Source organism: Paenibacillus koleovorans NBRC 103111 (assembly GCF_004000845.1).
Lineage (GTDB): Bacteria > Bacillota > Bacilli > Paenibacillales > NBRC-103111 > Paenibacillus_AA > Paenibacillus_AA koleovorans.
Window position 1 is genome coordinate 65,346 of sequence record NZ_BIMA01000001.1, and the last position, 20,637, is coordinate 85,982.

Below are 20,637 nucleotides of genomic sequence, written 5' to 3' on the forward strand. Positions count from 1 at the left end.
CCCTCCTTCCGCACAGTTGCAATTATTTGAACGGGGCTTCCCCCTTGATCATCGAATTGGCAAGATGACCGAAGTCTACCGCCACTCGACCGAGATCCGTCGCGATACGCTGAGACAAAATCACCGCCGCGATACCGGCCGCCACGAAAGCGAGATCAAACTCATAGCTCGCCGACTCTTCCAGGACACGCGGCACGTCGGCTACACCGTTCACCGGCGAGATCGTCCCCACGACATGCATGCCGCCGCCTCGCAGCACCTCACCAAGCTTCTCGGCCAGATTGCCGATCACGAGCACGCGACGCCCCTCCGTGATCCGCTTGAGAAAACCGGATTGATACAAATAATAATTGATCAGCGAATCCGTCAGCAGAAGCCGGTTATAGTCGATGCCGTGCGCCCGGAACACATCGAAGGCGAGCGGTTGGTAGTTGCGTACGCGCAGCTTCGGAATGCCGACCGCCGTCGCCAGGCGGATCGATTCCACGAGCCGGTCGCGAGCATCATAGTCCGGCACGTCGACTCCAGCATAGCTGAGAAACGGCCCCTGCTCCTTCACCTGCTGGATGCTGAGCACCGAGCCCTGCGCCAGCGTCAGCAGCTCGCCGTCGCCCAATCGAACGACGGAGAACGGGCTGCGGCTATCCAGGGCTTGCAGAATACGTCCCCCCAGCTCCTCGGGTGTGAGCAAGTGGAGGAATCGCCCCCGCATCGCCTCGACGCCGGCGGCCAGCACCTCCTCAGCCGACACCTCAGGCAGCACTTCAAAGCCCGGAATGAGACGGTCGATCATCCCTTCTACGCCGTCCTTCCAGCCGCTGCCCGCTTCCCCGTCGTACCGTCCATGGCGATAGCCTTCAGCATGGCCTTTGTCAAAGCCAAGGTTGTAGCCGTTGTTGAAAGCCGGCGACTTTCCGGAGAGCCCCCGCTTGCCCACCCGGCCGCCGCGGCGAAATAACCTTTTTCGGCGAATAACCCCTTTCTTCTTGACGCCAACACGCGTGATACGCGCCATACTCATTCACCACCTTCCTGACTGGTATTCGAGACGAGCCGGACTCAACCGAATACATGACCGAGCAGCCGACTGACCCGACTCAAATACGTATGCTCCTCCATCGTACGGTGAAGGGAGCGATAGGCGGTCTCTCGGCGCTCCTCCTCATGGTTCAAATAATGCTCGACGCGCTCGATGAGTTCCTCCGGCGAGCCGTATACGGCGATTTCACGGCCGGCCTCATATGCTTGCGGGAGTCCGACGCGGCCGTCGGTCAGCTGCAGCGTTCCGCAGGCGCCGATCTCGAAGCTGCGCGGATTGACCGATTGCGCGGGCAACCGGCGGCTGTTGCGGTTCGACTCGTCGTCGATCGCCCGGTGCATGTTGATGACGATTTTGGCCCCGTTATAGAACGAAGCCGTTTCCTCGGACGAAACCCAGTAGCCGAGGCGAATCCGGTCGGCGAGCAGCGAGTAGTGTTTCAGCCGATCCCACCAGTACCCGGCGATGAACACTCTTTTACCGCGCAAATAAGGGGCCAGACGATCGAAATAAGCAACCCGGTTCCAGAACGCGCTGCCGATGAAGACGATGTCGTACCGATAGGAGGCGGTCACCCGCTTCGGCTCGTACATCGCTGTATTTACCCCGAATGGGAGAAAATGAGCTTCAGCGCAGCCGCGATCGCGATAAAAGGGGACGCAGCTTTCCTCCAACGTAAATACATAGTCATAATGTGGAGCGAGGTCGCCGGTCACGTCGGAGTAATACGGATCGTCGGTGAACCATGCGGCTGTCTTGATGCCAAGCTCCCGAAGCGCGTCGACATGGCGGACGGGCAAACATTCAACCGAATTGAGCGCCAGCACGAGATCGGCCCCGACCGTAGAGGCGATCGCCGCCACATCGTCGGTCGGAGCGGCAATATGCACATCGCGAACCAATCCGCGCAAAGCGTCGATCACGCCTTCGTCGAGCGGTGCATAGGCCCACAGCCCGGTCTTCACGTACAGCACGCTCACCGGCCGGATCGTACCTGGACTGCCGCCGAGCGACGGCACCGTATCGCGGACGATCGCCCGGCAGCGGCCAAGATGCTCGCCATCCGCCAGGCCGGCACGGAAGCCGTCCTCCTTTCCTTTCCTCCACGGCGAAGCGGTTCGCCTCATCCTCATCGTCATCAGACCCCCTTACGAACCGAATATAAGCTCCAACAGCCGGTTCACCCGATTCCGGAACGTATGCGCCTGGATCGTCCGGAACAAACCTTTTCTCGCCATTTCCCGCCTTTCTTCCTCATGGGTCAAATAATACTCGATCTTGCTCTTCAAATCGGCTGCGGACGTAAACGGAACGACGTCCGTACCGGGAGTGTACAGCGCCCCCAGCTCCGGGCGTTCGTCGACCAGCTGCAGCGTAGCGCACGAGGCGATCTCGAACATCCGCGGATTGACCGAGTTCGCCGGTATTTGCCGGCTGTTGCTGTTATGGCTGGCGTCGTCCAGGGAACGGTGCAGGTTGATCACGATTTTGGCGCCGCTGTAGTATTTGGCCGTCTCCTCCGGGGATAGCCAGATGCCATGGATGCAGTGCTTCAACTTGTCATACTGCTTCAGCCGGTCCCACCACCAGCCGATGATCTTCGTATCGTGTCCGGCGAAAAAATCCGCGAGCTCGTCGAACAGTGCAATCCGGTTCCAGAACGCGCTGCCCACGAAGCAGATATCGCTTCGGTAAGCCGGCTCTACCTTGCAGTGGCGCATAAACTGCGGGTTGACGGCAAGCGGCAAATAGTGAACCTGCTGGCAGCCAAGCCCGCGGTACAGCTCCACGCAGCTGGACTCCAGCGTAAACACATAGTCATAATGCGGCGCAATGTTAACCGTTTGGTCGGAATGGTAGGGGTCGTCGGGCAGCCAGACCGCCGTACGAATTCCTTGGGCCCGCATGGCGTCGGCCTTCGTCGTCGAGAACGAGCGGCCGATCGCGTCCAGCACGAGCACCAGGTCCGGCCGGAGCCGTTCCGCAATCGCGACGGTGTCCTCTTCGGGTCCGACGACATGAAGCTCGCGCACGTAAGTCCGCAGCGCGTCCTCGATGCCTTGATCGAGCGAATGGTATGGCTGGCCGTCCGCCTTCACATAGAGCATGCGAATGTTCCAGCTTCGATCCGGCAGGGCGCGAACATAGGAGGCATAAATCGATTCGCACAGACCGGCATGCCTACCGTCATCCCGCCCTAGCCGAAGCCCCGCTTCCCACCCGGTCTGCCAGGCGGAGGAAGTCCGGCTGAGCTTCAAGCGGACGGTTCTCTTTCGCCGAAGAGGGTGTCGATGTCGGAGCCGAAGTCGAGCTAAGGGTCGGAGCCGGAGCCGCCGTTTTCTCTGCTTGTTGCGGGGCATCGTTCGTCTCACCTCGGATGTTTGATTTGCAAATACTCAGCCAACGCGTCCTGCCAACGGGGCATCGGATAGAAGCTTCGGAGCTTGCCTGGCTGCAGCACGCTATAGGCGGGCCGTTTCGCTTTAGTCGCGTAGCTGCCGCTCGATACAGGCGACAGCCGGACGTCCAGCTGCAGCTGCGCGAAAATCTCCCGGGCGAATGAGTACCAGCTGCAAGCTCCTTCGCCCGAGCAATGGTAGATGCCGCACGGCGGCTCCTCCTCCCGGCGCAGCATCGCACGGACCGCCTTCGCGATGTCGAGCGTATGCGTCGGAGACATGATCTGGTCGTCGACGACTGTGATCGGCCCTCCTGCTCGTGCGAGCCGGATCATCGTCTCGACGAAATTGCCGCCTTTGCCGCTTGCCCCCGCCTCCCCGAACAGCGACGAGACGCGGATAATCCAGTACCGTTCCCCGGCATAGGCGCGGATTAACTGTTCGCCCGCCGACTTGGAGACGCCGTACACATTAAGCGGCCAAGTCGGGTCGTCCTCCCCGCAAGCCTGCCCGGTATCGCCGGCGAAGACGTAGTCGGTCGTGAAATGCACGAGCCGCACCCCGGCGTCCGCACAGAACCGGGCCATCTCACGTGGAGCGAGTGCGTTGATCGCAAACGCCTTCTCGGCCTGATCCTCGCATTCATCGGTCTTATGGTACGAAGTGCAGTTGATCAGGACGTCGAACGGGAGCAGGCTTTGCAGAAAAGGCACAATGCGGCCTATGTCCGAGACGTCAAGCTGGGTACGGACAACCGGCACCAGCTCCAGCGCACCATCCGCCCCCAGCACCCGGCGCAGGTCGGTGCCTAGCTGGCCGGATGCGCCAAGCAGCACGATGCGCTTCCACTCCGTCATTGTCCCTCACCGGGTTCCGTCTGCGCCGGCAAGTCGAGCATCCCGCCATACAGCTCGGTGTCCCGGATAATCCGGTGCCACTTGATCAGCTCGCGATACCAGCCGAGCGTAATCGTCTGCTCGTAGCTCGGCACGCACCCTTCCTCCAGCGCCGTATATATTTCCAGTGCGCCGTCCGCTGCGGTCCAGCGAGCTTTCCAGCCGAGCGTTGCCTCGATTTTGTCGAAACTTACCCTATAGGAGCGGTGGTCCGGATCGCCGTACCATTCGATCGTCACCGGCTTTGGCAGCGCCCGCGCGATTTCTTCCCCAAGCGGTCCTAACTGGTAATTGTTGCGATTCGATCCCACGTTGAAAATTTCGCCGTTAACATTAGCCGCATCGGCTTCGAGCAGCAGCGCCATCACATCGGTCGTGTCCTGCACATGCACCATTGGCCGCCACTGGGTCCCATCCTTCATCAGCGGAATCACGCCGGTTTTCCAAGCCCCAAGCGTCATGCCGTTGATTGCCAAATCGAACCGCATTCGCGGCGAGTAGCCATAAACCGTCGCTTGCCGCATGACGACCACCGTGAAGGTATCGTCCGCCAAGGGCAGCACGCCCAGCTCCGCCAGCTCGTTCGCTTTGGCATATGTGGATAGCGGGTTCGTGGCCGATTGCTCGTTTACGATGACTTCAGGCTCCACGAACCCATACAGGCTGCAGGACGACGGAAGAATATACCGGCTTACGCCCGCCCGCTTGGCCATCTCGGCCGTTCTGACACGTGATTGGTGGTTGATTTCGTAAGTCGCCTCTTGGAACAGCTCCCCGCTCGGATCGTTGGAGATCGCCACCAGGTCGACGACAGCGTCCACCCCGACCAGCGCTTCCTCCGGAATGCGACGGCTGTCTTCCTTGATCAAGCTCAGCTGCGGGTGGGCTTCCAGCTTGTCGATGCCGAAGAAATAACGGTCCAGCGCCCTCACCCGGTATCCCCTTTGCAGCAGCTTCGGCACAAGCACACTTCCGATATAGCCGCCCGCCCCGGTGACCAGCACGGTTTTCATCGCGATCCACTCCCTCTTTCCGAATTAAATGATGTCAGAAATTCGTGTCCAGCTCCCGAAGCTTCGGCTGCACCATATCTTTCTCCGACAAGATCGGTCGGCTGACCGGCCAATCGATGCCCAGCTCCGGATCGCTCCATAGCAGCCCGCGATCATGCTCGGCGGAGTAGATCTGGTCTACCTTGTACAGCACCTGGGTGTTCGGAGTCAAAGTGCAGAAGCCATGGGCCATTCCTTGCGGCACGAGCAGCTGGCGCTTGTTATGCTCGCTCAGGATGAACCCGGCCCACTGGCCGAATGTCGGAGAATTTTTGCGGATATCGACCGCCACGTCGTAAATAACCCCGCTCAACACCCGAACGAGCTTCGTCTGCGCCTTCGGATTGAGCTGAAAATGCAGCCCGCGGATTACCCCCGGCATAACCGAAAGCGATTGGTTGTCTTGCACGAAGCTGTAAGTGATGCCGAGTGCCTCGAGCCGGTTGGCGTTGTAGCTTTCCATAAAATAGCCGCGATGGTCCCCGTGTACTTCCGGCTCCAGCAAGACCAGTCCGCTTAGTTTCGTCTCCGTCAGCTTCAAAGTAAGTCCTCCTCCTTGACAACTCGCCGCTTCTCTTCAACCTCATCGACCACATACCGCGCGAACGGCATGGAGCAAGTGAAAGCGGGCGAAACGGCGTTCAACACATGCATGGAGCGATGATCTCCCTCGATTACGAAATCCTGCACCAGCTCGAGCGTATCCTTGTGCAGCAATTGCGCGCGGATGCCCGGTCTCCCGAACTCGCCGAAGCCTTCGGGATCGACGCCTCTGGCCAGCTTCTGCGAAAGCCGAATGAAGTTCGAACGGAAGTATTTCTTCATCTCCTCTATAGCCAGGCGGCGGAATCCGAACGAATTCGTCAAGACCAGCTTCGCCTCGTAAAATAAAATCGTCAGGAATTCACTAAGCCGGAAGCGGCTGAAGCCTTTGTAATTCTCGCGCCACAGCGCCGGGATCGCCGTCGGTCCGATCTTGATGCCCCCGTCCACCGTTTTCGTAAAATGAACCCCGAGAAACGGATTGCCCAAATTCGGCACCGGGTAAATGTTCGTGCGGATGTCCGTTTTGTTTTTGGCATATTTCAGGTAGAGCCCTTTAAACGGAATGATCGTGTAGCTGCGGCCAAAACCAAGCGCTTGCGCGATTTTGTCGGCGTACAGCCCGGCTGCATTGATCAAGTACCCGCACCGAAGCGTCAATTCCCCCCCGCACGCGTGCACATGGCCGTCCACGAAATCGACGAACGGCGTGTCGAGGTAGAAATGAACGCCGTTCCGTTCGTTCTCCCGCCACAGCGTTTCGCATACTTGCTGCGGATCCACCGTCACGGTCGTCGGGGAGTACAGCGCCTTGCGGAACGTCTTGGCGTTCGGATCGATCGCCATCGCTTCCACCTCGTCCACCCAATGAAGCTCGACCCCGTTGGTATCTCCCCGGCGCTTCAGCTCCTCCAGCCCCCGCAGCTCTTCTTCGTCCGCCGCGACGATCAGCTTGCCGCATCGGTTCATGTCGAGCCCGTACTTCTCGCAATAGTCGCGGAGCATCCGGTTCCCGTCTCTGGTGAAACGGGCCTTCAGGCTGTTCGCCGTGTAATAGAAGCCGGCATGCAGAACGCCGCTGTTTCGCCCGCTTGCATGGTAAGCCGGCATCGGTTCCTTCTCCAGCACGGCGATGCGGGTGTCCGGATCGCGAAGCTTCAGCTCCCGGGAGATCGTAAGACCGATGATGCCGGCACCGACGATCACATAGTCGTAAGTCGCCACATTGGTGAAGGGGGTCATCGCCGATCCCCCTCGTCGCTTAACAGCAGCTTCGCTCCAGCCTCCTGCAGCGAGCTGAACGTCCCAGCATCCGTCCACCAGCCTTGAAGCACCCCGTACGTGAGCTTGCCTGCCGCCGCGTAGACATTGTTAACGTCGGTTATCTCCAGCTCACCTCGCTGGGAAGGTCGGATGGTGCGGATAATGTCAAACACCCCGGCGTCGTACATGTAAATGCCGGTGACGCTATAGTTGGATTTGGGCACGGAAGGCTTTTCCTCGATGAATAAAATATTCTCGTTGTGAAGAATCGGCACCCCATAGCGCCTTGGGTCCGGCACTTCCTTCAACATAACCATGGCCCCTTCCGGTTGGCGGGCGAATTGCTCCACCGCCGGTGCGAGCGAATCCTCGTACAGGTTGTCGCCCAGCAGAACCATGAACTTCTCGTTATCCGGCACGAACCCCTCGGCCAGCGCCAACGCCTGGGCGATGCCGCCTGCCTCCTCCTGAACGCGGTAGGTCATGCGGACGCCGTGATCTTTGCCCCCGCCCAGATAATCGATGTACATGCCGGCCGAGTGTTTGCCCATGACCAGCAGCACCTCCTGGATGCCGGCCTGCTGAAACTTGCGGATCGCATAATGGATCATCGGATATTTTCCAACCGGGAGCAGGTGCTTGTTCACGAGCTTCGTCATCGGATTCAACCGAGTTCCGGTTCCTCCGGCCAATAGGACTCCCTTCACGCCAGGCCCCTCCTCTCTGGATGTTTTCGAATGTGGGATACGGATATGGGATTAAATGAACGCACGCGGATCGACTCCCCATTTGTCCATAAACTTCCGGTAATTCGTCTCGACGAGCCGATCCAGCTTCTCCTGCCCTTGCTTGCGGAAGCTGGCGCTGCCATGATGGTGCACGACCGTATCGCCGGCAATGAGCAGCCGATATCCCGCTTGCCTCGCGCGGTAACAGTAGTCGTCGTCCTCGTAGTGGCCCGGCGAGAACCGCTCGTCGAGCTCCCCGATCCGGTCCATCAGCTCGCGCTTGAAGAGGAAGCACAGGCCGACCAGACGGGTCACGTCTTGCCACTTGCCTCGGTCGGAGCGGTTCATAGCGGCGGCGAGCGATTGAAATTCGGAGATGCTGCCGTAGTGGATGTCGATCTTCTGCCTGCCGCTCACATAATTCGTCACCGGCCCGACGATCCCGATCTCCGGGCTGCTCTCCAGGGCGGCCAGCATGTTCGTCAGCCAACCCCGCGAGACGACGACGTCGTTGTTGTGCAGCAGCAAGGCGTCGCCGCTCGCCATCCGCATCCCGTAATTGCAAGCCTCTGGGAAACCCCGATTATGGGGCAAGGAGACGAACGGGATGCGATTCGCCTTGCAGTAGGCCGCCGTGCCGTCGGTCGAGCCGTTGTCGACGACGATCAGCTCGTAAGGCGTATCCGTCGTGTATGTCCGAATCGCTTCGATGCATTCGGCCAACAGATGCAAGCCGTTGTAGGTCGGAATAATGATACTGGTCAGGGTCATGCCTTCATCCCCTTGAACAGGCTGCGGTTGCGGATGCGGTCGGGCTCGCCGAGGCGGTTGCCGTTCAGGCGCATCATCATGGCTATGGCTTCCAGATGGTCGCCTACGATCAATCGGGCAACCGGGTTTTGGCTGCCGGTATTGAAATCGCGGACTTTGTTCTTCGTGATGACGTCCACGCTGGTCGGGCAAACGAGGCTCAGCCCTTTCCAGGCTGCGATCGCTTGCGCCTTGGGCGGGACCATCAGGTTCGGGATGCCGATCGTCTCGACGGCCTTGCGCGAGAGGGCATGCGGGACCGCGGTAAGGGAGTTGGCGCGGAGCTCTCCTCGCCCGATGGCGCGGTTCAGCATCTCCTTCACGATCGTTACGGCGTCCCTGCCGGCGAAGGCGCCCAAGTATGGCGAGATGTCGTTCAGTGCCACATCGCCGCCCCGTTCGATCGCGTCGATGAACGGCACGAGCTGCTCCGCCACAATCGGGAAGTCGCCGTCCAGGAACAGCAGGATGTCCCCCTTCGCGAGCTTGGCGCCGATCGCGCGGCCCACGTCATGCCCGAGCGCCTCCGGGTAGTGCACGATGACGGCGTCCGAACGGTTCCGCGCGACTTCGAACGTATCGTCGGTCGAGCCGTTCACGACGACGAGAATTTCGTCGACCGGCAACCGGTCGAGCTGGGCGAACACCGCGACCATCGCCTTCGCTTCGTTCATTGCCGTAACGATGGCGGTTACGGTCCGACGGGTCGTCAGCCAGGCGCAGTCCGGCACTTGGAGCTGCCCTTCGCTCGCGCGGCAGAAGCTTTCCGCGAACTTCTCCGCAGCCGCCGCCCATTGCGCCCAGCTGTGTTGGCTGATCGGCCGGTCGGCTCGCCATTCGTTCCATTGCTTGTGGATCCAGCGCTTCAGCGGCATCGGCGGTGCCTCGGCCGGGTAGGGGTGGCTTCGGGCCGCGGCGGCTCCCGCTTCCAGCGCCGCTCGCGTCAGCGCCGTGTGCCGCGCTGCGGCCGCCCGCAGCAGGCGGACCGGCGCCACCGCGCGCCGCGTCCTCGCTCGGCCGCCTCCGCGGAAGGCCGCATGTTTGCGGCGCGCGTGGAGGCGGCGCCGTGGGAGACTGCGGCGAAGAGCTAGCGCCGGCCGTTTTCGTTTGTTGGTCCGTTTCAGCATATAGTCACCTCACTGCACTCCTCACTCGGGCGAGATCGGTTTGATTGCCTCGGTCATTCGTCGATTCGGTCAGCCAATGCATGGCCTCCAGGTGATCGCCTACGATCAGCGACTCCAGCGGGTCGCCTCCGGCCACTTTGCGGCGGCGGATCGGATTCGTCCGGCCCACGTCGACATAGTGGACCGCCCGGACGTCCAGCCCGCGCAGCATCGCGACAGTCTGCGCCTTCGGCGGGACGATCAGCTGTTCATGGCCTATGGTGTCTAGCGCCTTCTTGCTCATGGCATGGGGAATGGTGGTCAGCGACGAGCCCTTCAAGTCGGGACGGGCCATCGCGATGTTGAGCGCGTGTTTGGCGAGCACGACGCCGTGGACATGGTTCTTCATCGTCGGGCCCTGGTAGCTGTTCAGCGCCACGTCGATGCCGTTCTCGACCGCCCGCACGAACGGCATGAGCGCGACCGTCTGGATGACGATGTCGCCGTCCAGGAATAGCAGCACATTGCCCTTCGCTTCCTTCGCCCCGAGGCTGCGGCCCACGTCGTGGCCCAGCGCCTCCGGGTACTCCACGACCCGGGCGCCCATACGCGCGGCGATCTCCTTCGAGCCGTCCGTGGAGCCGTTGGCGACGACGATCACTTCGGTGTGCGGGTGCACCCGGGCGGCGTTCGCAATCACCCGCGCGATCGTGCGGGCCTCGTTGACGACCGGGATGATGACGGACACTCGCGGTGTCTCCGAATGGCGGATCGGTGCGATTCGGCCTTGCTGCTTCCTCGTCCCCCGTTTCCTTCGGGACCTGATGTTCCTCATAATTCACCCCCGCCACAACAAACTTTTTTAGTCATTTTATGACGGGATGTCATCGGCGGAAGGGCATGAGTGGATAACCCGGGAAAAAAGGCTCAGCAGCAAAGGCGCGGGGTGGCGGGAGGATGTGGGAGGATGGTGGGAGGAGTGCTTGATAGGCTAGGGGCTGGAGAGCATAAGCGCGGTGAGCGGGATCGCGGATGGCGTTGGTACGCTGGTTCGCGTTGGTGAGTATGCGGAAAACTGCATACACTTTGAGCGAAATGGTCGGTTGGGTGGGGAGAGCGCCTGTTCAGATGTACAGCAATTCTACATCTGAAGCCGAAAATGCTCCCATATCGGCTGCAGATGTATAGGGTTTGTACAACTGAACGCAAAAATGGGCTGTTTTCGCAGTCATAGTATAAAAAATAGACATCTGAACGGCGAAAATCAGGGTCAGGTGTACAAAGTCTGTACATCTGAACCGAAATGAAGTCGAATTCGTTCCCTAGTTGTACAAAGCTTGTACATCTGGGCGGGACGCTCGACGGTAGACGATGTGGAGTAAACATTGATTACCTGGTGAACGAGGTCCAATTGAGCAAATAAACGTAACACTCCCCTGACCCTCACGTTTGGTGCACATCTTCTCGTTCTCGGCCAGTACCAAGCGCCAACTGAACACGTTCACCGGTGGACACAACGTTGAGAACCAAACCTTGCTTCCAGTGAACCAAATTTCGCAAGTTGCCTCCCTATTTCCTCGAACTATGAATCTAAATGGCGGAGATTTGGTTTATAGAATATGAACGGGGGCTGAATATAGGGAGTGTACGGGCGGTGGGTGAGCGCTGGTTGCGCATAGGCTGCAGGATTGGTGGGGGAGCTGGGTTGATGAGTAATATGTGGTTCGCGGATGTTTGGTGATTAGCTAATCACGAACAAAAGATTGGTTACTTTGGGCGATTTCAGCTCCTGAGCCAGATAACGTACAGAAGTTTGTTAATAGCAAATCATAGCCTGTTATTTAATGATCGGAAGTTTGTTATTGATGGTCGATCATTTTGCCCCGCCTGTCACCTCCCCATCAAATCCCCAAAAAATCTACGAAATGCCCTCTTCTCAAAGCACGAATTCTACAGTAAGATGAACTTAATACTATTTTGATGTTTTTGAGTCGAATAACGTCGTTTAAATCCCCACTAAATCCATCTGAATTAGGCGGATAACAAGCGATTTCCAACAACTTAACACCACATTGGAATATAGAACAAGTTCAATCAAGGAAGGGATCAAAATGAACAGCCAGCCGAGCTTCAAATTGCTTCTTCAAATTTTTTGGACGTTTTTCAAAATCGGACCGGTTACTTTCGGCGGCGGGTATGCGATGATCCCGTTGATCGAGCGGGAAGTCGTGGAAAAACGCAAATGGGTCCGGACTTCGGAGATTGCCGACATGTTCGCCGTCTCGGAGTCGATTCCAGGTGCGATCGCTATCAACTCCGCGTCGCTCGTAGGTTTCCGCGTTGCGGGGATCCGTGGCACTATTGCCGCGCTGCTTGGCGTGCTGCTCCCCACTTTTCTCATCGTGCTGGGACTGTGCATCCTTTTCCTGCAGGTAAAAGACAATCCGAAAATCATCGCCGCCTTCCGCGGCATCCGCATCACCATCGTGGCCTTGATCGTCTACGCCGCCATCAAGATCGGGAAGACGGCCGTGATCGATAAAACGACGCTTCTGGTCACAGCCGGAACGGTTCTGCTCCTGCTCGTGGCGCATGTCAATCCCGTGTTCATCATTATGGCCGGCGCCGTACTGGGGATTCTGCTCGTGACTCTGAAGGCTAAACTGGGCTTCAAGGTTCCGCTGGAGCATGTCGATCATGACCAAGAGGCGGTAGAGGAAGGGAAACAGGCGGCTCCACAAATGCGGTTCAAATACACCGACTATTATTTGGGGGACGGCATTTAGCTCATACGGTCTGCCAGGGGGATCTGTCTAAAAATGGAATTATGGGAATTGTTTCGCACTTTCTTTATGATCGGCCTCGTCTCATTCGGCGGCGGCTACGCGATGATTCCGGTCATCGAACAGCAAGTGGCCAGCCACGGCTGGATGACGCTGGAGGATTTCACGGACGCCATTGCGGTTGCAGGCATGTCGCCCGGACCGATCGGCACGAACAGCGCCATCTTCGTCGGCTACAATGTCGCCGGTACGCCAGGGGCGGTCTTTTCCGCACTCGGCATGGTGCTGCCTTCGCTCTTTATAGTCATTCTGGTTGGGCTTGGGCTGAGCCGGATCGACAAAAACAAATGGGTGCAAATGGCGTTCTACGGCTTGCGGCCAATCATTACCGGTTTGATCGTATACGGGGCGATTCGGTTCGCCAAAAACAACCATCTGATCGGAAGCTTCAGCCTCGATATGGTGATCGCCTTGCTTATTTTCGCCGGATCGCTCCTGGCTATGATGAAGTTCCGCATGCATCCGTTCTTCGTTATTTTATTATCCGGCCTGACTGGGGTAGCCATCTATAGTTAAGTAAAAAACCTCCCCTTCCGCACGCAATCGCTGCGCCGGAGGAGGAGGTTTCATTATTCAATGCTAAGCCCGCTCGCCGATCGCGATCCAATGGATGAGACCGGTCGTTTCCGGTGAGAAGCGGGTGCGCAGGATGGAGATGACCGAACTGCCTGTTTGTTGAGCTTTCAGAACAGCGTTGTACGCCTCATGATTCGTCATCGCTACGATCACATAACCTGCATCTGCATAAGGTTGTTCCAGTTCGATCACTAGCTCCACCCGCTCATCCGAAGCCCCGAAACGGAATGGAGCAATGCCGAACTGTTGCAATGGCTGGCGCGTCGAACGATTGGTCTGAATAGGCTGGAAGCTCAGTTTCTCCGCTCCGAGGGTGCCGTCGGCGATATGAGAGCCGTTTACGGCTTCCGGCGCGATGGCGCTCGAAGTAACGGACTCGTGGGCCAAGTGGGCGGCTTCCACAGCACCGGCAGTCAAGTGCCGGCCACCTACGGAGCTCGAAGCTAACTGCTCGCTGCTTACGGAACCCGCGGCCAACTGTTCACGGCCTATAGACCCGGCAGCCAACTGTTCACTGCCAATCGAGCCTGCTGCCAGCTTCGCACCGCTCACAGCGCCATCCGCCAGCTGATCCGTCCCAACGGACAGCGGCCTCAGCCGATCGCCTCCGATGACCACGTCCAGACGCGGTTCGTTCAGGCTTTGCGTCAGCGCATGCTTCAGATGATGCGGCTGAATGGCGCCCGGCAAAATATGCTCACTGCCGATGGAGCCCGGTGCCACCTTGTCGGACGTGATGCTGCGCGGCGCTATTTTCTCCCGAGTGACAGCATCATCCTGCAAATGAACGGCCGCGATCGCGTTCTCCTGGATATGCTCCTCGGCGATCGACTGATCCTCGATATGCCGCGACCCGATCGAATCGTTCACCAGATGCTCGCCGGTCAGCGTGAACAGAGCCAGCTTTTCCCCGGTCAGCGAACCTTCCTGCACATGCTCCCCGCTCACCGAATCCGCAGCCAACCGGATAATATTGTCCTCGAGGTGGTATGCCTTCACCGTGCCTGGCTGCAAATGATACCCATAGATCGACTCGGCGCGCAAATGCGAGCTGCCCACACTCTCGATCGCCAGCTTCTCGCCCGTCACCGAACCCGCCGCCAACTTCCGCTCCGTCACGATACCGTCCTGCAGTTGCCCTATGCCTACCGACTCAACACGCAAGTGTTCAAAGCCCACACTCTCGATCGCCAGCTTCTCGCCCGTCACCGAACCCGCCGCCAGCTTCCGCTCCGTCACGATACCGTCCTGCAGTTGCCCTATGCCTACCGACTCAACACGCAAATGCTCAAAGCCCACACTCTCGATCGCCAGCTTCTCGCCCGTCACCGAACCCGCCGCCAACTTCCGCTCCGTCACGAGGCCGTCCTGCAATTGCTCGCTGCCTACAGTCGCATCGCGCAGATGACGCTGCTCGATGGAGCCGGAGGCGATGTTCCAAGATTCGATTGCTTCCGCTGCCAAATGCCCGCCGCTCAAAGAGCCTGCTTGCACATGCTCCCCCTTGACCGAATCCGGACGAAGGTTGAAGATGCCTTCCTCAAGATGGTAAGCCTTCACCGTGCCAGGCTGCAGATGGTAGCCGTACACCGACTCGGCCTGCAGATGCTCGGCACCTATACTTTCTGCCGCCAGCTTCTCGCCCGTCACCGAACCGGCCGCCAGCTTTTGCTCCGTCACGATACCGTCCTGCAACTGCCCTACACCTACGGACTCAACACGCAAATGCTCGAAGCCTACACTTTCAACCGCCAGCTTCTCGCCTGTCACGGACCCAGCCGCCAGCTTCCGTTCCGTCACGATGCCGTCCTGCAGCTGCTCCCCGCCAACAGATCCGGCCAGCAACTGACGCCCTCCAACCGAACCGGCTGCCAAATGCCGCTGCACGATCGCATCGTTCACCAGATGTCCGCCGTGCAACGTACCCTGTGCCAGCTTTTCGCCGCTCAGACTGCCCGGCTGTACGTGCTGCCCGGTTACGGAATTCGGTTCCAGCTGGATAATGCCTTCCTCGAGATGGTAAGCTTTCACAGCCCCCGGCTGCAGATGGTAGCCGTACACCGATTCCGAGCGCAGATGCTCCGAACCGACGCTCTCGCTGACCAGATGCTCGCCCGTCACCGATCCCGGCGCCAGCTTCCGCTCCGTCACGATGCCGTCCTGCAGCTGCTCCGAACCGACGGAGGCTGCCCGCAGATGCTCAGCGCCCACGCTCGCTCCGGCCAGCTTCTCGCCTGTCACCGACCCGGCCGCCAGCTTCGGCTCTGTCACGATGCCGTCCTGCAGCTGGTCGCCGCCTACGGACGCTTCATGCAGATGCCATTGCCCGATGGAGCCGTAGGCGAGATGGCGCGCCTGCACCGAAGCTTCCGCCAGATGGTCGGAAGTGACCGTGTCTTCGGCGATCTTCAGGCCGGTTACGATCCGGTCTTCGAGCTGATCGGTGCCGACCGAGCCTGCACGCAGTTTGTCGCGGTCAATCGCGCCGTTCGCAATATGATCGTTCGTGAAGATGCCGGACTCCAGATGATAAGCCTTGATCGTGCCCGGCTTCAAATGATAGCCCTGCACCGCTTCATGCTTCAAATGTTTGCTGGTGATCACTTCCATCGCGATCTTATCGCCGGTCACCGCGCCGGGGGCGAGCTGCTCGCCGCCCACCGACTGCGGCTTCAGCTTCTCCGACGTCACCGCGCCGGGCGCCAAGTGATCGCCGAGCACGCTGCGCTCCGCCAAGTGCGAAGACCGAATGATGCCGGCCGCCAGGTGACGGCTCTCGACCGCCTCGTCGGCAATCGCCGACGACGTCACCGCGCCGTCCGCCAGCCGCTCGGCGTCCACCGCGCCTGCGGCGAGCTGCGCCTGACCGACGCTGCCGGCCGCGAGCTTCGCCGCGCTGACGGCTCCGTCGGCCAGCGCCGCCTCGCCGACCACGCCGGCAGCGAGATGCTCCGCCGACACTGCGCCGGCCGTCAGATGCTCGCCGCTCACGGCTTCCGGCGCCAGCTTGCTGCCGACTACGCTTCCGTCCGCCAGCACCTCCGAGCACACGCTACCCGCCGCCAGATGCTCGCCGCTCACCGACAATGCCGCGAGCTTCGCCGAGGTGACGACCCGGTCGGCGAGCGCCGTCTCGCTAATGGCGCCGGCAGCGAGATGCTCCGTCGCCACCGCGCCGGCTACCAACTGCTCGCTGCCAACCGACCCGGCCGCCAGCTTGGCGCCATCGACGCTACCGTCCGCCAGCGCTTCCGTGCTTACGCTGCCCGCCGCCAGATGCTCGCGTTGGACCGCTTGCGATGCCAGCTTCTCGGACGTGACGGCCGAGTCGGCCAACGCCGTCTCGCCGACAGCGGCGTCTTGCAGCTTCGTGCCGTCCACGCTGCGCTCGGCCAACCGGCTCGAGGTGACGGCCCCCACCATCAGATGCGACTCGCTAATGAGGCTCGGGCTAAGGTGCGCCGCGACGATCGATTGCGGTGCGATATGCTCGGTCTGCACCGCATCTTCCGTGAGATGATCGGCGAGCACCGAATGCCGCGCGATATGCTCGGCTTGCACGGCATCCGGACCCAACTGATCGGCGCCGACGGAGCCTATCGCCAGCTTGGAGCTGGTCACGGCGCCTTGCGCCAGCTTGGCGCCGGTGACGGACAGATCGGTCATTTTATCGGTCGAGATCGACTCGGGTGCGATCTTCGCAGTCGTCACCGAATGATCCATCAGATGATGAGTGTACACGCTGCCCTGTACGAGATGGTTGCGCGTAATCGAGCCGAGGGCGATTTTGTTCCAAGTAACCGCCTGATCCTGGATAGCATCCGTCGCGACCGCATTTTTCTGAATATGCTCCATGCTGATCGATTGATCGGCGATGTGCTGCTTTTCTACCGCGTCTGCAGCCAGCTTCGCGGATACGATCGCCCCGTCCGCCACATGTCCGGTCCGGACGGAGTCGCGAGCGAGCTTCTCGAATGTGACCGACCCGCCCGCCAGCTTCGGCGATGTAATGGCGCTATCGCTTATTTTTTCCGTTCCTACGCTGCTTGCGCCCAGTTGCTCGCTTTGAACCGCTGCTTTGGCCAACTGGTCGGTCCCGATCAGGGCGTCTGTCAAATGCCCCCGCAAGATAGACTGTGGAGCGATTTTGGGCGTAGTGACCGACTGATTTTGCAGATTGACGGTTCCGACCGCGTCGACCGTCAGATGCGGAGCCGCTACCGACTGATCGGCCAGTTTCTCTCGCGTCACGCTCCCTTGGGCGAGGTGAATATGCTTCACCGTCTCCTTCTGCAGCTTCTGCGAAGTGACGCTGTGGTCGCCAAGCTTCTCCGTCGTAACGGCCAAATCCTGGATGTTCTCGGTAATGACGGCCTTCGGGGCCAGCTTGCTCGTAGTGACGGCGTCTTCCTGAAGATGCTGGGTCAATACGGCCCCATCGTTCAAGTGTGTCGAGCGGATCGATTGAGGCTGCAAGTGATGCGGCCCGACGGACCCATTCGCCAATTTCTCCGAGGAGACGCTCTGCGGCTTTAAATGCGGGGTCCCTACCGATTCCTGAGCCAGATGAAGCTCGTTGATGCTCCATGCTGCGATATGCGAGCCGTCCACGGCGTTGTCGGCGATGTGCTGCTTGAGCACGGAGGCCGGGCGAATATGCTGCGACTGCACGCTTTCCTCCGCCAGCTTCTCCTCGGTCACAGCGGCGTCGCGGATTTTCTCGGTCAGCACCGCACCGTCGGCGATTTTCGCCGAATTAACAGCCCCGTTGGCCAGCGTGCTCGAATGAATAGCGCCGCTCTTGATCTTATCGCTTACAATTGCTTGATCTTGAATAAGATCGGTCGTAATCGATTGCGGGTGCAGATGCTTCGTCTCAATCGAGCCTTCGGCGATCTTCATCGAGTCGATCGTCTTGTCGGCCAGCTTCTCGGACGTGATGCTGTTGTCGATGAGCTTCTCGCCCGGTATCGATTTGTTCTTGATTTTCCGGCCGGAGATGGCGCCGGGGACGATATGCTTGTCGTCGATGGAAGCGGGATAAATTTTGGGACCGGTGACGCTGCTGTCGGCGAGTTTATTCGTATCTACCGCATAATCGGTCAGCGATTCGCGACCGATGCTGCCCGGCTTGATCTTCGTTCCGTCGATCGCACGATTCGCGATCTTCTCATTCGTCACCGCTTCGTCGACGAGGTCGTCGGTATAGACGACGGCGACGTTCTCTTGCTGCGCCCGCTCGAACAGCAGCAACACCGGCGATATTTCGTCGGCGTCGACGAAAACCGCCGGCTCTTGACCGCCCTCTTGCTCGACTGTCGGTCTCTCCCCCACCTCAATAACTTCCGGCTCGGCGCCTGCTTCCAATATCATCGTTTCCAAATCACGGATATGTTCGACAGGACCGCCGGCTTGCTCCACCTGCGGTTCCGCTACAGCCAAATGATTGATCGTAGCCAGCTCGGCTTCGACCGGTTCCGCCATCCTCTTGTCCGCCGCTGCTTTCCGTTTGGCGGCGCCGCTCTTGTCGTCGTCCAACCAGCTCAGCTCATTCAAGCTCGCGTTGAAAATTTGCTGGCCCGTCGGTTTTTTGCGCTTCTGATCGCCGGATTTCTTCTTCACTGCGGTACTCCTTTCTGCTGCCCAGGTAGTCTTCTGTAACATATGCAACCACCCAGGCCCATGTCACTCCTTTCGAAGCGACCCATACAGATCGGCTAGCCGCTCGGAGGTATGCTCCCAAGTAAATTGCTCCAGCACGCGTCGACGCCCATTTTCACCCAAAGTTCGAGCCTTCTCAGGGTTCTCCAGCAAAGAGCCGATATTCGTCTGCAGCTCTTCCTCCAGATGCTCGGGATCGGCCAATAACCCCGTCAGCTCGTGCTCGATCACTTCTCGCATGCCGCCGGCACGCGTCGCGACGACCGGGACTCCGGACGCCATCGCCTCCACGTTGACGAGTCCGAAAGCTTCCTTCTCTGCAGAAGGCACGATGACGGCGTCGGCCAAGCGGAACCATTCCGGCACGTACTCGTGTGGAACATACGGCACGAATCGGACGGCATCGCCCAGCGGTGCGGCCAGCTTCTTCAACTCTGCCACATAAGGTGTCGGCTTGTTGTTCCCATAGAAAGCGCCCCCAACAATAAGGAGTCGGGCACGCGGATCCCGCGCCAGCACCTTCGGCATCGCCTTCAAAAGATGATGCACGCCCTTGATCGGAATGAGCCGACCGACGAACAAAACGACCTTGGCGCCTTGCCAGCCGAACGATTCAAGCTGCGCCTCGCGGATGATTTCCTCCTCTTCCGACCAGCGGGAGCTGAACCGTTCGGGATCGACGCCGAGATGATTGACCGTAATTTTATTGCCCAACCGGGGGTCGAGCTGCAGCAGCACCTCTTTGAGAAACTGGCTATTGACCAGAATCGCATCCACGCTCCTGAGGCAGGGGAGAAGGCGGCTTCGGGGAATATGGGGAAGCGAGATGAAGGTGGTGGAGTGCAGGGAGAGGATGACGGGCACCCGCATGCCGAGCCTCTGCTTCAGAAATTGGGCGAACCGGGGCCGGTTCTCGACTTGAACGATGGCGGGGCGGAGCTTGCGCAGCCGGGCGCATACATGCCGCATGTAGCCTTGGCGGGGGCAGCGCCAGTACGTCACGTCGTCGATCGTCTGTCTGGCCGGCTGGAAACGGGTTTTCGGCCCGATGACGACCAGAGGAATCCGGTGTTGACGGCGCAGCAGCCCGCTCGTCTTGTCGACGACCAGCTCGACCGAGCTGCTGCGGCCGGAAGGAATGGGGAACGTGCCGGGCACGACGATGGCGATGGGCCGGCGTCCGGTTGTTGGGAATGAATCTGTGGAATCGAGCGTCATCGGGCGGCTCCTCCTCTCAATATTCCAAGCGTCGCCAAGCTAAGGCCGTATCGTAACCCGGGTCCCGATCGGGACCAGCTTGGAAAGCGCCAGCACATCCTCGTTGTACATTCGGATGCAGCCGTGCGAGACGATGTGGCCGATCGAGGCCGGGTTGTTCGTTCCATGAATGCCATAGTGCGGCTGCGACAGACCCATCCACATCACCCCGAAGGGCCCTCCGGGATTCGGCGCCTTGTTCACAATCGTATAATCGCCGGTAGGGGTAGGCGTCACCATACGGCCGATCCCGACCGGGAACGTGCGGACAACCCGATCCCCGTCGAGCAGATGCAGCCTGCGGTCGGACAAATCAACTATGATGCGGTATTCGGGCATTTGGACTCCCCTCGAATGCAGTTTTGATATGGTATGTGCCGCCGACGCAAAAAGGGACACCTCGACCGTCAGGCATCCATAATGGGCTAGTACTTATTTCAAAGAATTTGTGAAACATTCCTGAA

Annotated in this window: 16 protein-coding genes; 2 read left to right on the plus strand and 14 right to left on the minus strand. The window is 59.7% G+C overall.

The window, feature by feature from the left end; translation table 11 throughout:
- Nucleotides 1–22: 22 nt before the first annotated feature.
- The 11 genes from PKO02S_RS00325 to PKO02S_RS00375 all read right to left on the minus strand — a co-directional run bounded on the left by PKO02S_RS00325 (nt 23) and on the right by PKO02S_RS00375 (nt 10,671).
- Nucleotides 23–1,021, minus strand: coding sequence for a GT-D fold domain-containing protein (locus PKO02S_RS00325; protein WP_246066769.1), 999 nt, complete (start codon nt 1,019–1,021; stop codon nt 23–25).
- Between the two features lie 38 nt (nt 1,022–1,059).
- Nucleotides 1,060–2,172: a CgeB family protein gene (locus tag PKO02S_RS00330; RefSeq protein WP_246066770.1), complete on the minus strand. Its 1,113-nt coding sequence runs from the start codon at nt 2,170–2,172 to the stop codon at nt 1,060–1,062.
- A gap of 15 nt (nt 2,173–2,187) precedes the next feature.
- On the minus strand, nt 2,188–3,297 hold the full coding sequence (locus tag PKO02S_RS00335) for a CgeB family protein (RefSeq protein WP_164821217.1): 1,110 nt from the start codon (nt 3,295–3,297) through the stop codon (nt 2,188–2,190).
- A 110-nt stretch (nt 3,298–3,407) separates the two neighbouring features.
- A complete protein-coding gene (rfbD, locus tag PKO02S_RS00340; protein ID WP_127578842.1) occupies nt 3,408–4,295 on the minus strand; it encodes a dTDP-4-dehydrorhamnose reductase in 888 nt (295 codons plus the stop codon).
- Nucleotides 4,292–5,347 carry an NAD-dependent epimerase/dehydratase family protein gene (locus PKO02S_RS00345; RefSeq protein WP_127578845.1) on the minus strand — a complete coding sequence of 352 codons (1,056 nt, stop codon included), beginning with the start codon at nt 5,345–5,347 and terminating at the stop codon, nt 4,292–4,294. Before PKO02S_RS00345 ends, rfbD begins: the two co-directional genes overlap by 4 nt.
- Nucleotides 5,348–5,381: 34 nt before the next feature.
- Nucleotides 5,382–5,927 (minus strand): dTDP-4-dehydrorhamnose 3,5-epimerase, encoded by a 546-nt coding sequence (gene rfbC, locus PKO02S_RS00350; RefSeq protein WP_127578848.1) that lies wholly within the window; start codon nt 5,925–5,927, stop codon nt 5,382–5,384.
- Nucleotides 5,924–7,171 carry an L-2-hydroxyglutarate dehydrogenase gene (gene lhgD, locus PKO02S_RS00355; RefSeq protein WP_127578850.1) on the minus strand — a complete coding sequence of 416 codons (1,248 nt, stop codon included), beginning with the start codon at nt 7,169–7,171 and terminating at the stop codon, nt 5,924–5,926. The genes rfbC and lhgD overlap by 4 nt, the downstream gene beginning before the upstream one ends.
- Nucleotides 7,168–7,899 carry a sugar phosphate nucleotidyltransferase gene (locus PKO02S_RS00360; protein WP_127578853.1) on the minus strand — a complete coding sequence of 244 codons (732 nt, stop codon included), beginning with the start codon at nt 7,897–7,899 and terminating at the stop codon, nt 7,168–7,170. The genes lhgD and PKO02S_RS00360 overlap by 4 nt, the downstream gene beginning before the upstream one ends.
- Nucleotides 7,900–7,950: 51 nt before the next feature.
- Nucleotides 7,951–8,691: a glycosyltransferase family 2 protein gene (locus PKO02S_RS00365; RefSeq protein ID WP_127578856.1), complete on the minus strand. Its 741-nt coding sequence runs from the start codon at nt 8,689–8,691 to the stop codon at nt 7,951–7,953.
- The gene (locus tag PKO02S_RS00370) at nt 8,688–9,857 is read right to left on the minus strand and encodes a glycosyltransferase family 2 protein (RefSeq protein WP_246066771.1); all 1,170 of its coding nucleotides are present in this window, start codon (nt 9,855–9,857) and stop codon (nt 8,688–8,690) included. The genes PKO02S_RS00365 and PKO02S_RS00370 overlap by 4 nt, the downstream gene beginning before the upstream one ends.
- A 4-nt stretch (nt 9,858–9,861) precedes the next feature.
- Nucleotides 9,862–10,671: a glycosyltransferase family 2 protein gene (locus PKO02S_RS00375; RefSeq protein ID WP_127578861.1), complete on the minus strand. Its 810-nt coding sequence runs from the start codon at nt 10,669–10,671 to the stop codon at nt 9,862–9,864.
- A gap of 1,276 nt (nt 10,672–11,947) precedes the next feature.
- On the opposite strand from PKO02S_RS00375, the gene PKO02S_RS00380 reads away from it, so the two are divergent.
- Nucleotides 11,948–12,622, plus strand: coding sequence for a chromate transporter (locus PKO02S_RS00380; RefSeq protein ID WP_127578863.1), 675 nt, complete (start codon nt 11,948–11,950; stop codon nt 12,620–12,622).
- Nucleotides 12,623–12,655: 33 nt separating this feature from the next.
- Nucleotides 12,656–13,195, plus strand: coding sequence for a chromate transporter (locus PKO02S_RS00385; protein ID WP_127578864.1), 540 nt, complete (start codon nt 12,656–12,658; stop codon nt 13,193–13,195).
- 63 nt (nt 13,196–13,258) lie between these two features.
- Here PKO02S_RS00385 and PKO02S_RS00390 read toward each other — a convergent pair whose 3' ends face one another.
- From PKO02S_RS00390 to PKO02S_RS00400, 3 genes are all read right to left on the minus strand, one after another.
- A complete protein-coding gene (locus PKO02S_RS00390) occupies nt 13,259–18,877 on the minus strand; it encodes a WIAG-tail domain (RefSeq protein ID WP_127578866.1) in 5,619 nt (1,872 codons plus the stop codon).
- 63 nt (nt 18,878–18,940) lie between these two features.
- Nucleotides 18,941–20,134, minus strand: a complete 1,194-nt coding sequence (locus PKO02S_RS00395; RefSeq protein WP_127578869.1) for a glycosyltransferase family 4 protein — start codon at nt 20,132–20,134, stop codon at nt 18,941–18,943.
- A gap of 39 nt (nt 20,135–20,173) precedes the next feature.
- Nucleotides 20,174–20,512, minus strand: coding sequence for a L,D-transpeptidase (locus PKO02S_RS00400; RefSeq protein WP_127578871.1), 339 nt, complete (start codon nt 20,510–20,512; stop codon nt 20,174–20,176).
- Between the last annotated feature and the right edge of the window lie 125 nt (nt 20,513–20,637).